Annotated in this window: 4 protein-coding genes and 2 pseudogenes; 3 read left to right on the top strand and 3 right to left on the bottom strand. The window is 71.4% G+C overall.

Annotated elements, in window-relative coordinates:
- Window positions 1-91 precede the first annotated feature (91 nt).
- From NI25_RS08190 to NI25_RS08180, 3 genes are all read left to right on the top strand, one after another.
- A complete protein-coding gene (locus tag NI25_RS08190) occupies window positions 92-1555 on the top strand; it encodes an NDP-hexose 2,3-dehydratase family protein (RefSeq protein ID WP_233520703.1) in 1464 nt (487 codons plus the stop codon).
- 224 nt (window positions 1556-1779) lie between these two features.
- Window positions 1780-2778 carry an NAD-dependent epimerase/dehydratase family protein gene (locus NI25_RS08185; protein WP_061441803.1) on the top strand — a complete coding sequence of 333 codons (999 nt, stop codon included), beginning with the start codon at window positions 1780-1782 and terminating at the stop codon, window positions 2776-2778.
- 43 nt (window positions 2779-2821) lie between these two features.
- Window positions 2822-3805, top strand: coding sequence for an aldo/keto reductase (locus NI25_RS08180; RefSeq protein ID WP_061441802.1), 984 nt, complete (start codon window positions 2822-2824; stop codon window positions 3803-3805).
- 291 nt (window positions 3806-4096) lie between these two features.
- Here NI25_RS08180 and NI25_RS08175 read toward each other — a convergent pair whose 3' ends face one another.
- The 3 genes and pseudogenes from NI25_RS08175 to NI25_RS08170 all read right to left on the bottom strand — a co-directional run.
- Entirely contained in the window at window positions 4097-4846 is a 750-nt protein-coding gene (locus tag NI25_RS08175; protein ID WP_061441801.1) for a thioesterase II family protein, read from the bottom strand.
- A 41-nt stretch (window positions 4847-4887) separates the two neighbouring features.
- Window positions 4888-5112, bottom strand: a pseudogene (locus tag NI25_RS40750) (acyl carrier protein); the annotation flags it as partial.
- A 1482-nt stretch (window positions 5113-6594) separates the two neighbouring features.
- Window positions 6595-14697: pseudogene (locus NI25_RS08170) on the bottom strand (SDR family NAD(P)-dependent oxidoreductase); the annotation flags it as partial.
- Window positions 14698-14708 lie beyond the last annotated feature (11 nt).

Below are 14708 nucleotides of genomic sequence, written 5' to 3'. Positions count from 1 at the left end.
GGACAACTCCCGAACAATTCCGGTCCGCTGCTTTCTGACAGGGGAGATTAGGGGGCCAATAGGGGGGCCCGGCGTCCGTACGGTGTCGGAAGTGACGACACGTGCAGCGACGATGGACTCCGCCGCGCAGAACGGGGCGGTGGCACTCGCGGGCGACCTGCGGACCGGCTCACGGACCGGCTCGCGGACCGGTCCGCGCTGGGACCGGCGGACCACGGATCTTCTAGCCCAGTCGGCGCGGGTGACCGAGCGGGGCGCAGGGCTGGCCACCGCGGACTTCGCCGGCTGGCTGGCCGACCGCGGACGCGAACACGCCTTCCGGGTGCGGCGGATCGATTTCGCCGAACTGAAGGGCTGGAATTTCCGTCAGCCGACCGGAAACCTGGTCCACCAGTCCGGAAGATTCTTCACCGTGGAAGGACTGCGGGTCCGCACCTCGGCCGGGTTCTTCCCTGAATGGCACCAACCGATCATCCGGCAACCCGAGGTCGGCATTCTCGGAATCCTGGCGAAGGAAATCGACGGTGTTCTGCATTTTCTGATGCAGGCGAAGATGGAACCCGGGAATCCGAACCTGCTGCAACTGTCGCCGACCGTGCAGGCGACCCGTAGCAACTACACGCGCGTGCACCGCGGCGCGCCCGTCAGATACGTGGAGTACTTCGCCGGGCCGCGCCAGGGCCGGATCCTGGCGGACGTGCTGCAGTCCGAGCACGGCTCGTGGTTCTACCGCAAGCACAACCGCAACATGATCGTCGAGACCCGCGACGAGGTGCCCCCGCACCCCGACTTCTGCTGGCTCACCCTCGGTCAGCTCTACGAACTGCTCCGCCGGGACAACACGGTCAACATGGACTCCCGCACCGTGCTGTCCAGCTTGCCCCCTTGCGCGGAGCTGCCGGACAGCCGACTGGCGCTCACCCCGGACGCGGAGGTCCTGAGCTGGCTCACCGAGCACCGCTCCACGCAGGACTGGACGATCGAGCTGGTCCCGCTGACCGGGCTGCCCGGCTGGGCACGCACCGAGCGCGAGATCACCCGCGAGGACGGGCGCTTCTTCGATGTCGTCGCGGTCGCCGTAGAAGCCGGCAACCGTGAGGTGCCGAGCTGGACGCAGCCGCTGATCGAACCGCACGGCGAGGGCGTAGCCGCCTTTCTGCTGCACGAATTCGACGGCGTACCGCACGTCCTGGCGCACGCCCGCATGGAGGGCGGCCTGCCCCTGGTGGTCGAGGTGGCGCCCACTGTCCAGTGCGTCCCCGCCAACTACCCCGAGGACAGGCGTCCCCGCTACCTCGACGAGGTGTTGGCCGCGCCGCCCGCCCGGATCCGCTACAACGCCGTGCACGCCGAGGAGGGCGGCCGGTTCCGCAACGCCGTCAGCCGTTACCTCCTCGTCGAGCCCGACGGCGCCCTCGCCGCCGAGCCGCCGCCGCCCGGGTACGCCTGGCTGAGCGTGCGTCAGCTGGAACGGCTCACCAGCGCCGGGCTGAGCGTCAACGTCCAGGCGCGGACCCTGCTCGCGTGCCTGCGTTCCGTGGCGCGGCCGTCATGACCGGCGGCACGCCAGGGGGCCGACCGTCGGCGCCGGAGAGCCGGCGGAGCCGGCCGAACCGGCCGCCGTTCCCGCGCCGACTGACACAACCCGTACATGGTTGACGAATCTCTGTACTCGCCGCCGCTTACCCGGCCTGCCGCACCCCGAATATCCGAGGACGGCTACTGCCTACTGTCCGTGGGGCAGCCAGGTGGAAACGGCAGCGCACCTGGAGGGCGGAAATGTCTGAGAAACACTGGGCAGGGAAGAGGGTCGTCGTCACCGGCGGCCTCGGCTTCATCGGCTCGCATTTCGTCGAACAGCTTCTGGAATACGGCGCCTGTGTAGTGTGTGTCCACCGCGGTGAAAAGCCGGAAATGCCGGAGGTTCTGCCATCGGCGAACCGCGCCCGGCTTCTTTCGCTCGACCTTCTGGATTACACCGGGCTGTCCGCCGCGCTCCGCTCCCTCACGCCGCCAGTCGACCTCATCGTGCACTGCGCCGCCCTGTACGGGAATGCGGAATTCAAGAAACGCAACCCGGCGCTGATACTCGACGCGAACATGCGGATGGCGTCAAACGTTCTCAGGGTCGCCCGGGCCTACGACGTCGGCGACGTCGTCATGATGGGGTCGGCGGAGATCTACTCGGAACTCGCGCCGAGTCCGGCCCGCGAGGACGACGACTACCGCCGATATCCGGTTTCCACGCAGAACGGCTATGCGCTGGCGAAGATCTACACCGAGATGCTGGCAGAGTTCTGCCGCACGCAGTACGGCATGCGGATCTTCGTGCCCAGACCGACGAACGTCTACGGCCCGCGGGACGACTTCGACGCATCCGTCAGCCGGGTCGTCCCCAGGCTGATGAACCGCATCGCCCGCGGCGAGGACATCGAGATCTGGGGCGACGGCAGCCAGACGCGCACCTTCGTCCACGTCCGCGACGTCGTGCGTGCCACCCTGCGCATGGTGGAGTCGAACCGGCACCACACCCTCAACATCGGGACCCGCGAGGAGATCTCGATCCTCGGCCTGGCCAAGCTGCTGTCGTCGGTGCTCGGCGGCCCCGAGTCCATCCGGCTCGTCCCGGCCAAGCCCACCGGCCCTGGCACGCGAACCCTGGACGTCAGCCGGATGGACGAGCTGATCGACTTCGAGCCGACCGCCCTGCGGGACGGGCTGGAGGAGACCGCGCGGTGGTACCGCCGGACGAGGTACCAAGCGGCCACTACCAGTTGACCGGCCTTCGGACCCACCGAGCAAGGAATCAGGAGAGAGACGTATGCACTACACACGTCTGGGCCGCACCGCACTGAAGATCAGCAGATTGTGCGTGGGAACGGTCAACTTCGGCGGACGGGTGGACGAGAAGGACGGACACGGCATCCTGAACCGCGCCCTCGACCTGGGCCTCAACTTCGTCGACACCGCCAACATGTACGGCTGGCGCGTGCACAAGGGCTATACGGAGGAGACGATCGGCCGCTGGTTCGCCAAGGACCCGTCCTGCCGGGACCGGACCGTGCTGGCCACCAAGGTCGGCCACGAGATGTCCGGCGCGCCCAACGAAAGCGGTCTGTCGGCCCGACACATCGTCGCGTCCTGCGAGGCGTCCCTGCGCCGACTGCAGACCGACCGCATCGACCTCTTCCAGTTGCACCACGTGGACCGCACGGCGCCCTGGGACGAGATCTGGCAGGCACTGGACCTGCTGGTGAGCCAGGGAAAGGTGCTGTACGTGGGCTCGTCCAACTTCGCGGGCTGGCACGTGGCCATGGCCCAGGAGGCGGCCGGCCGGCGGCACTTCCTCGGCCTGGTCTCCGAGCAGTGCGCGTACAACCTGGTCACCCGCCTGCCCGAGCTGGAACTCATCCCCGCCGCCCGCGCCTATGGCATGGCCGTGCTTCCGTGGTCGCCACTGCACGGCGGACTACTCGGCGGGGTCCTCGCCAAGCTGCGCGAGGGGAGCGCGGTCAAGTCGGCGCAGGGGCGGGCTGTGCCGGCTCTGGAGGAGCACCGCGGCCGTATCGAAACGTACGAAGAGCTCTGCCGTGAGCTGGGCGAGCACCCTGCTCAGGTCGGCCTCGCCTGGGTGCTGTCGCGTCCGGGGGTGACCGCTCCCGTCATCGGCCCGCGCAGTGTGGAGCAGCTGGACAGCGCGGTCGCCGCGTTGGACCTCACCCTGCCGCACGAGGCTCTGACCCGGCTCGACGAGTTGTTCCCGGGGCCGCGCGCGGAGGCGCCGGAGGCGTGGATCACGACGTAGGCGGTACGGACGCCAACGCGGGCGCCGGCGGCCGGGGAAGGAAAACCCCCGGCCGCCGTCCGCATGGTGACGGCCGCTGCGCGATGGTGCTCTGCGCGGCGGCGGCCCCGACGAGAGCCGGCAGTTCCCGGCGCACCGCTCAACGTCGAAGGGCCGCGACGCCGTTGCCGGCGACCGGGGCGGGCGCACCACGGTCGGCGGGGCCCGCGTACCCCCGAACGGCTCCTGGGCCGCTGCACGGCGTCACACCGCCCGGCCGCCAGCGCCTGACGCACCGGCCCCGTCGGCGTGTCACAGCCCCAAGTGGGCCCGGACGACGGTGAGTACGTCCGCCGCGCGGTCGTTGAGATAGAAGTGCCCCCCGGGGAAGACATGCAGGTCGGTGGGACCCTCGGTGTGGGCGGACCAGGCGCGGGCCTCCTCCACCGTCGCCATCGGGTCCTCGTCGCCCGTCAGCACGGTCACCGGGCAGCGCACCCGGTCGCCGGGACGCGGCTCGTAGGTCTCCACGGCGCGGTAGTCGGCGCGGATCGCGGGCAGCACCATCCGCACCAGCTCCTCGTCCTCGAACACCTGCGCGTCGGTGCCGCTGAGCCGGCGCACCCCGTCCAGCAGGGCGCTGTCGGTGCGCTTGTGCATGTCCTCGCTGGGCCGGACCGCGCTCGGCGCGCGCCGCCCCGACGCGAACAGCCGCACCGGGCCGCGTCCGGCCTCCTCCAGCCGGAGCGCCACCTCGTAGCCGAGGAGAGCACCCATGCTGTGCCCGAACACCGCGAGGGGCCGCTCGTCGCCGTCATCCACCGCTTCGGCGACCCGGTCCGCCAACTCCCGCAGGTCTCCGAGCGGTTCCTCCGAGCGGCGGTCCTGACGCCCCGGGTACTGCACGGCGAGCACGTCGGCGGCGGGCGCGAGCGCGGCGGCCACGGGCACGTAGTAGCTGGCCGCGCCGCCGGCGTGCGGCAGGCACAGCAAGCGGACTCCCGCGTCGGGGGCGGGCCGGTAACGGCGTATCCAGACGCCGGTGTCCACTGCGGAGGTCATAGGGTCCTGCTTTCTGTCGGTTCAAAAAGGGGTCGGCGCCGTCAGGCGGCGGTGAGTTCGGGGGCGAGTTCGTCCGCGAGGTACTCGGCGAGTTCGACCGGGTTGAGGTGGTCGTAGATCAGGGTGGTGGGCAGTTTCAGCCCGGTGATCGCGGCGAGGCGGTGCCCGAACTCCACCGCGGTGAGCGAGGCGAACCCCAGGTCCATGAAGTCGCCGTCGGCGGACACGGCGTCGGCCGACGCGTGCCCGAGAACGACGGCGACCTGACCGCGCACCAGCTCCACCAGTGTCTCCAGCTTGTGGTCGGCGTCCCGTGCGGCGAGGACACGGCGCAGCGACTCGGGTCCGTCGACCCCGGCCAGCAGGCCGGACTTCCCCGCCTCCCCGGCCGGGGCCGCCGCGGCCAGCGCCGCCCGCGCCTCGGGGACGCCCTCCAGCAGGCGCCTGCCGCGGGTGTCCGCGTGCGTGCCGGCGTACTGCGCCCAGTCCCGCCCCGTGACGACCAGCAGCCCGTCCGCCCGTTCCATGGCCCGTTCCAGCACGGCGAGGTCGAGTGCGTCGGGGTCGGCGGCGATCAGACGTACCTGCGCCCGGTCGGCGGCCCGTTCCCGGGCCGCGGCCTCCCACCAGCCGGTCAGGGCCGCCACGGCACCGGTGCCCGGGGCGCCGACCAGGTCGTCCACGTCCACGGCGAGGAACAGGGCGATCGGGCCCGCGGTGCTGGAAAGGCCGGTCAGAGCGGGGAGTCCGGCGCTCAGGACCTCGTCGAGCGCCTTGTCCAGCGGGCCGTCGGACGCGGTGGCGCGCGGCGCGTGCACCACGCCCGTCAGAGGACGCCCGTCGGGCCCGGCGGGCAGCGATGCGGCGAGGTGGGCCAGCGCGGGGCCGTCGGAGACGTCGCAGACGACTCGGCTGACCCCGGCCACGGCGGGCCCCGGCGTGCCCGCAGGTTGCGGCTCGTCCGGCGCGGTGGCCACCAGGACGTGCGCCGCACCGGAGGCGAGCAGACGACGGGCCACGCGGTCCCGCCAGATGTCGTTGCCGCCGCTCACCAGGAGCGTGCCGCGCGGCACGAGTGCGGTGGGCCGGGTGGGGCCGTCGGCCGCACCGGTCGCCTTGAGGAGCCGCCGGGCGAACACACCCGCGTCACGCACGGCCACCTCGGTCTCCTCGGCCGGGGTCGCCAGCACCTCGGCCAGCCGCCTCAGCACACGGTCACCGCATGGGACGGGTACGTCGACGACACCGGCCCAGCGCACTTCGGTGTCCTCCGCGAGCAGTCGGCCGAGGCCCCACAGCACGGCCTGGGCGGGAGCGCTCACCCGCTCCGAGCCGCCCGTCGACACGGCCCCCGAGGTCAGGGACCACACGGGCACGGACGCAGCGGCCCCGGACAGGGCACGCAGCAGCGCCAGCGTGCCGACGGCCGCCTCCCGGGCATCCCCGGGACCGTCCGTCGAAATGAGGCCGAGCAGCGACAGGACACCCGCGAGCTCACCGCCGTCCGCCGTCAGGGACGACACTTCGGCGACGAGGTCGTCGTACGAGTCCGCCCCCGGGGCACCGACGACGACGACCCGTACGTCGGCCCCCGCGCCCCCCAGAGCCGAGGCGAGGCGCCTCACCAGGGCATCGTCGGCGCCGATCCGCGCCGGTACGGTCAGCAGCCAGATGCCCCGCAGCCGTGCCGTGGCGCCGTCCGGACGCAGGGCCACGGGGGTCCAGCCGACACGGTAGTGCGACACGCGAGCGGCGGCCCGCCGACGCCCCAGCCACGACGCGAGGACCGGCAACGCCGCCTCGACCGCCGCGCGTTCCTGCGCGCCGCCCGCTTCGCCGTCGATCCCGAGCAGAGCCACCAGCGAGCCCAGGTCCTCGTCGGCCACTGCCCCCCAGAAGCGGGTGTCGGGGTCCGGTACCTCGGCGCCGGTGGGGGCGACCGTGTCGTCGGCCGCCTCCAGTTCCTCCGGGTCCAGCCAGTACCGCTCGTGCTGGAAGGCGTATGTGGGCAGTTCGACAGGCCGCGCGCCGGGCAGCACTGCCGGCCAGTCGACGGGGATCCCGGCCAGGTGCAGCCGGCCCACCGCCTCGACTGCCGCTTGTACTTCGGTGCGGTCCCGGCGCAGGACGGGCACGGCGTGTGTCTGGAGGGTTTGCTCGACGAGTCCGGTCAGTACCGTGTCGGGGCCGATCTCGACGAACTTCCGTACGCCGAGGTCGTGGAGGGCGCGCAGTCCGTCGGTGAAGCGGACGGTCTGGCGCACGTGCCGTACCCAGTACGCGGGCTCGGTGATCTCGGCTCCTGCCGTGGTTCCGGTGACGGTGGAGACGAACGGCAGGGACGGTTCCCGGAAGGACAGTCCTTCGACGACGGTCCGGAAGTCGTTCAGCATCGGTTCCATCAGGGGGGAGTGGAACGCGTGGCTCACGGTCAGCCGCTTCACTCGCCTGCCCTGGGCCGTGAGAATCCCGGCAATCTGTTCGACCTCGGTCTCGGCTCCGGAGATCACCACGGCTTGGGGTGCGTTGACGGCGGCGATGTCCGCCCGGCCGGTGATCCCTTCCAGCAGGGGCAGGACTTCGTCCTCGGTTGCCTGTACGGCGATCATTGCGCCGTTGCCGGGCAGTGCCTGCATCAGCCGGCCGCGGGCGGCGACCAGTACACAGGCGTCGGTGAGGGAGAGCACGCCGGTCACGTGTGCGGCGGCGATCTCCCCGATCGAGTGTCCGGCCACTGCGTCCGGGCGGATCCCCCATGATTCCAGCAGCCGGAACAGTGCCACCTCGAGGGCGAACAGCGCCGGCTGGGTGAACTCGGTCCGGGACAGGGTCTGTGCGTCTCCGTCCCACATCACCTCACGCGACGGGCGCGGCAGCAACGGATCCAGTACCGTGCACACCTCGTCCAGCGCGTTGCGGAACGCGGGGAAGGCGTCATACAGCTCCCGGCCCATTCCGACCCGCTGAGCCCCCTGCCCCGTGAACAGGAAGGCGGTACGGCCCGGGACGGCGGTCGCCGTCTCCGTCAACGCGCCCAGGCCCTCGGCGAGTTCACTGAGGTCCGTGCCCACCACCACGGCACGGTGTTCCAGCACCCCTCGCGTCGTGGCCAGGGAGAACGCCACGTCGACCGGGCGTAGTTCGGGCCGCTCGGCGACGTACGACCGTAGCTGCTCTGCCTGTGCCCGCAGGGCTTGCGGGGATGCGCCCGAGATTACCCACGGCACGACACCCCCGTCCCAGGGACTGGTGTCGGTCGGCTCGGCCGGCTTGGCAGGTGCGGGGGGCTGTTCGATGATCACGTGGGCGTTGGTGCCGCTGAACCCGAAGGACGACACCGCTGCCCGCCGTGGCCGACCCGTGTCCGGCCAGGTGGACTGTTCGGTGAGCAGTCGTACCGCGCCCGCTGTCCAGTCGACCTGGTGCGACGGTTCGTCTGCGTGCAGGGTGCGCGGCAGGATGCCCTCGCGCAGTGCCATGACCATCTTGATCACACCGCCGACGCCGGCTGCTGCCTGGGTGTGTCCGATGTTGGACTTCAACGAGCCCAGCCACAGCGGCCGTTCGGTGGGGCGTTCCTGCCCGTAGGTCGCCTGGAGTGCCTGCACCTCGATCGGGTCACCCAGCGACGTGCCCGTGCCGTGTCCCTCCACCGCATCGATGTCGGTCGGGCCAAGACCCGCGGTGGCGAGCGCCTGTCGGATCACCCGCTGCTGGGACGGCCCGTTGGGCGCTGTGAGGCCATTGGACGCGCCGTCCTGGTTGACGGCGCTGCCCCGGACGACGGCCAGGATCGGGTGCCCCAGGCGCTGGGCGTCGGACAGCCGCTCCACGAGCAGCATGCCCGCGCCCTCGGCCCACCCGGTGCCGTCCGCACCCGCCCCGAAGGCCTTGCACCGACCGTCGGGCGACAGGCCGCGGTGCCGGCTGAAGTTGATGAACGCGCCGGGCGTCGCCATCACCGTCACGCCACCTGCGAGTGCCATCTCGCACTCGCCGGCGCGCAGTGCCTGCACCGCAAGGTGCAGAGCCACCAGCGACGACGAGCAGGCGGTGTCGACGGTCACCGCCGGGCCCTCCAGGCCGAAGGTGTACGACAGTCGGCCGGAGACCACGCTGGCGGCTGTGCCGGTGCCCAGCAGCCCCTCCATGTGGCCGGGCACCTCCCGCAGCCGGGCGCCGTAGTCGTGGTACATGACGCCCGCGAAGACGCCCGTACGGCTGCCGCGCAGGGTGGCCGGGTCGATGCCCGCGCGCTCGAACGCCTCCCACGACGTCTCCAGCAGCAGCCGCTGCTGCGGATCCATCGCCAGCGCCTCACGCGGCGAGATCCCGAAGAACTCCGCGTCGAACTCGGCGGCGCGGTGCAGGAACCCGCCCTCGCGTGAGTACGTGGTGCCGGGGTGGTCGGGGTCGGGGTGGTAGACGTTCTCCAGATCCCAGCCGCGGTCGGAGGGGAACCCGGACACGGCGTCGCCGCCGGACAGGACGAGGTCCCACAGGTTCTCGGGCGTCATGACGTCACCGGGATAGCGGCAGCCCATGCCCACGATCACGATGGGATCGTCGGCGCCGGCCCCGGCGGGCACGAGGGTGGTGACGTGGTCGGCCTCGCCGACGACCTGTGTCATCACGTGCTCGGCCAGGGCGGCGGACGTCGGGTAGTCGAAGACGAGGGTGGCGGGCAGACGCAGACCGGTGGTGGCGGTGAGCCGGTTGCGCAGGTCCACCGCGGTCAGCGAGTCGAAGCCGAGGTCGCGGAACGACTTCTCGGGCTCGACCGCGTCCGGAGAGGCGTGCCCGAGCACCGTCGCGACGGCCGACCGGATCAGGTCCAGTACGTGTGCCGCGCGCGCCGGGGCGTCCAACGCGGCAAGCGTGCACGCGAGTTCGCCGCCGTCGGCTGCCGTGCCGGTCGCGGCGCCTGCGGCCCTGCGCCGGCTTCGGGCCGGGGTGGGCAGGAGTCCGCGCAGCATCTGCGGCACCCGCTCGGGTGCGGCGTCGGCGGTGCGGAGGGCGGCGAGGTCGAGGCGTACGGGGATCAGCAGGCCGTGGTGGTCAGCCGTGGCGGCGGTGTCGAGGAGTGCGACCCCCTCCTCTGCCGACAGCGCACCGGCCCCCGAACGCGACAGCCGTCGCACGTCCGCTTCGGTGAGCCCGGCGGTCATGGCACTGTCGTCGGCCCACAAGCCCCAGGCGAGGGACAGTCCGGGGAGGCCTTCGGTGCGTCGGGTTTGGGCGAGGGCGTCCAGGAAGACGTTTGCCGCCGCGTAGTTGGCCTGGCCCGCGTTGCCGAGGACGCCGGCGGCCGAGGAGAACAGGACGAAGGCGGTCAGGTCCATGTCGCGGGTGAGTTCGTGCAGGTTCCATGCCGCATCCATTTTCGGTCGCAGCACCGTGTCGAGGCGGGAGGCGTCCAACGCTTCCAGGACACCGTCGTCGAGGACTCCGGCCGCATGGATTACGGCGGTCAGCTCACGGCCGTCCAGCGCCTGCGCCAGGGCGGTGCGGTTGGCTGCATCGCATGCCAGCACTTCTACGGATGCGCCTTGGTGGGTGAGTTCGTCGCGGAGTGCGTCCATGCCGTCGGCGGCGAGTCCGCGTCGGCTGAGCAGTACCAGCTCCCGTACACCGTGCACTGACACCAGGTGCCGGGCGACGAGCCTGCCGAGAGCGCCGGTGGCGCCGGTGACGAGGACAGGGCCCTGCCCGTAGGCGGCCGGGGCGTCGGTGGCGGCGGTGCCTGCCGTGCGGGCTCCAACGAGTCGTGGGACGCGTACGGCGCCGTCGCGTACGGCCCACTGCGGCTCATCGCAGGCCAGTCCGGCGGCCAGCGCCTCGCCGTCGGCCCCCGTGGGGAGATCCGCCAGCACGAACCGCCCCGGGTGCTCGGCCTGTGCCGCGCGCACCAGACCCCACACCGGGGCGACCCGCACGTCCACCGGCTCATCCGCCGACACGGCCACCGCGCCCCGGGTCACCACGACCAGCCGGGAGGACGCCAGCCGCTCATCAGCGACCCACCGCTGCACCACATCCAGCACACCGGTGAGCCGGTTCCGTACGGCATCCGGCACCGGAACATCCTCCACCGCCGGGCACTCCAACACCACCGTGCCGGGAACAGCGGATCCGGAAGCCAGCAGCTCCTCCACATCCGCGAACACCTCTCCGCCCTCGGCCAGAGGGCCGTCCCCCAGCACCGCCCAAGAGACGGCCCCGGCCTCGGCCGAGCCACCGTCGGCGGCGGAAACCCACTCGACCTCGAACAACGAGTCGGCATCGTCCGCGACCGCCAACTGCTCCGGGCTCACCTCGCGCAGCGCCAACGACTCCACGGAGGCCACCAACTGGCCCTCCGTGTCCGCCGCTCGGAGGGCGAGGGTCTCCCCGGCTGAGGTGAGGTGCACCCGAAGGGCTGTGGCGCCCGCTGCGTACAGCGCGACGCGGCGCCACGAGAAGGGGACACGGGCACCGTCACCCTGCTCGCCGGCCGCTGCCGCGGCGTGCAGGGCGGAGTCCAGCAGAGCGGGGTGCACCCCGAACTCCCGGGCCGTGCTGGCCGCTTCCTCCGGCAGCGCGATCTCGGCGAACACCTCGTCGCCGCGCCGCCAGGCGCTGCGCAGGCCCCGGAAGACAGGCCCGTAGTCGTAGCCGCGGTCGGCCATCGCATCGTAGAAGCCACCGATGTCGACCGGTTCCGCGTCGCGCGGCGGCCAGACGGCGAAGTCGGCGGCCTCATCCGGCGTCCCGGTGCCGGGGGCGATGAGGCCGGTGGCCTGACAGGTCCACGGGGCGTCGACCGTGTCGTCCTCGACGCGGGCGTACACGTCGACCGGGCGCAGGTTCCGCGCGTCCGGTTCACCGACGACGATCTGCACCTGGACGGCGCGGGCACCGGTCGCCGGGAGCACCAGCGGCGCCTGGAGGGTCAGTTCCTCGACGGTGTCGCAGCCGACCTCCTCACCGGCCCTCAGCGCCAGCTCGACCAGGGCGGTGCCGGGCACGAGGACGGTGCCATGGACCGCGTGATCCGCCAGCCAAGCATGGGTCGCCAGCGAGAGCCGCCCGGTGAGCAGCACGCCCGAGCGGTCGGCAAGCGTGATGGCACCGCCCAGCAGCGGATGGCGCGCCGCGCTCAGACCGACGGCCGTGACGTCACCGACGTTGACGGGGGCGTCCAGCCAGTACCGTTCGTGCTGGAAGGCGTATGTCGGCAGATCCACTCGCCGCCCACCGGCCAGCATTGCCGGCCAGTCGACCGAACCGCCCCGCGTGAAGAAGGCGCCGGCCGCCTCGACTGCCGCTTGTACTTCGGTGCGGTCCCGGCGCAGGACGGGCACGGCTTCCGTCTGGAGGGTTTGCTCGACGAGTCCGGTCAGTACCGTGTCGGGGCCGATCTCGACGAACTTCCGTACGCCGAGGTCGTGGAGGGCGCGCAGCGCGTCGGTGAAGCGGACGGTCTGGCGCACGTGCCGTACCCAGTATGCGGGCTCGGTGATCTCGGTTCCTATGGTGGTTCCGGTGACGGTGGAGACGAAGGGCAGGGACGGTTCCCGGAAGGACAGTCCTTCGACGACGGTCCGGAAGTCGTTCAGCATCGGTTCCATCAGGGGGGAGTGGAACGCGTGGCTCACGGTCAGCCGCTTCACTTGCCTGCCCTGGGCCGTGAGAATCCCGGCAATCTGTTCGACCTCGGTCTCGGCTCCGGAGATCACCACGGCTTGGGGAGCGTTGACCGCGGCGATGTCCGCCCGGCCGGTGATCCCTTCCAGCAGGGGCAGGACTTCGTCCTCGGATGCCTGCACGGCGACCATTGCGCCGTTGCCGGGCAGTGCCTGCATCAGCCGGCCGCGGGCGGCGACCAGTACACAGGCGTCGGTCAGGGAGAGCACACCGGTCACGTGTGCGGCGGCGATCTCCCCGATCGAGTGTCCGGCCACTGCGTCCGGGCGGATCCCCCATGATTCCAGCAGCCGGAACAGTGCCACCTCGAGGGCGAACAGCGCCGGCTGGGTGAACTCGGTCCGGGACAGGGTCTGTGCGTCTCCGTCCCACATCACCTCACGCGACGGGCGCGGCAGCAGGGGATCCAGTACCGTGCACACCTCGTCCAGCGCGTTGCGGAACGCGGGGAAGGCGTCATACAGCTCCCGGCCCATCCCCAGCCGCTGAGCCCCCTGCCCCGTGAACAGGAAGGCGGACATGCCCTCTACCACGGGCCCGGTGAGGGACAACTCACCCAGGGCGTCCAGGAGGTCGTCGTGGTTGGCGCCGACGACGACGGCCCGGTGTTCCAGAACGCTCCGAGTGGTGGCGAGGGAGAACGCCACATCCACCGGGCGTAGTTCGGGCCGTTCGGCGACGTACGACCGTAGTTGCTCCGCCTGCGCTCGCAGGGCTTGCGGGGATGCGCCCGAGATCACCCACGGCACGACACTCCCGTCCCAGGGTCCGGTGTCGGTCGGCTCGGCCGGCTTGGCAGGTGTGGGGGGCTGTTCGATGATCACGTGGGCGTTGGTGCCGCTGAACCCGAAGGACGACACCGCTGCCCGGCGCGGATTCCCGGTCTCGGGCCACTCGCGCGACTCGGTGAGCAGCCGTACGTTCCCCGCCGTCCAGTCGACCTGGTGCGACGGTTCGTCCGCGTGCAGGGTGCGCGGCAGGATGCCCTCGCGCAGTGCCATCACCATCTTGATCACACCGCCGACGCCGGCTGCCGCCTGGGCGTGTCCGATGTTGGACTTCAACGAGCCCAGCCACAACGGCCGTTCCTCGGGACGCTCCTGCCCGTAGGTCTCCATCAGGGCCTGCGCCTCGATGGGGTCGCCCAGAGCCGTGCCCGTGCCGTGGGCCTCCACCGCGTCGACCTGCCCGGCCTCCAGTCCCGCGGTGGCGAGCGCCTGTCGGATCACCCGCTGCTGAGAGGGGCCGTTGGGCGCTGTGAGGCCATTCGACGCGCCGTCCTGATTGACGGCGCTGCCCCGCACCACCGCAATCACCCGGTGGCCCAGCCGCTCCGCATCCGACAGCCGCTCCACGAGCAGCATGCCCGCACCCTCGGCCCACCCGGTGCCGTCCGCACCCGCGCCGAAGGCCTTGCACCGACCGTCCGCCGCGAGCCCCCGCTGCCGGCTGAAGTTGATGAACGCCTCCGGCGTCGCCATCACCGTCACACCACCCGCGAGCGCCATCTCGCACTCACCGGCGCGCAGTGCCTGCACCGCAAGGTGCAGAGCCACCAGCGACGACGAACACGCCGTGTCCACACTCACCGAAGGGCCCTCAAGCCCGAACGTGTAGGACAGACGGCCCGCGATCACACTCGTCGCATTACCCGTCCCCATCAGGCCCTCGAGATGCCCCGGCACCTCCCGCAGACGCGACGCGTAATCGTGGTACATCACCCCCGCGAAGACGCCCGTCCGGCTGCCGCGCAGGGTGGCCGGGTCGATGCCGGCGCGCTCGAACGCCTCCCACGACGTCTCCAGCAGCAGCCGCTGCTGCGGATCCATCGCCAGCGCCTCACGCGGCGAAATCCCGAAGAATCCCGCATCGAAATCCGCCACCGCGTCCACGAAACCACCCCGACGCCCGTACGTCTTCCCAGGACGATCCGGATCAGGGTCGTACAAGCCCTCCACGTCCCAGCCACGGTCTGCCGGGAACTCGGAAATCACATCCGCCCCCGACAACACCACCTCCCACAATCCCTCCGGAGAAACCACACCCCCCGGAAAACGACACCCCATCCCCACAATCGCCACCGGCTCGCTGGAGGCGGCGCGCAAGGCGTTGTTCTGCTGGCGCAGAAGCTCCGTCTCCTTGAGTGAGGCGCGAAGTGCTTCGACGACCTTTTCGT

This window comes from Streptomyces sp. CCM_MD2014 (assembly GCF_000772045.1).
In the GTDB taxonomy this organism is placed as follows: Bacteria; Actinomycetota; Actinomycetes; order Streptomycetales; family Streptomycetaceae; genus Streptomyces; species Streptomyces salinarius.
Note: the sequence above shows the minus strand (reverse complement) of the source record. Positions and strands in the feature narration are given on the sequence as shown.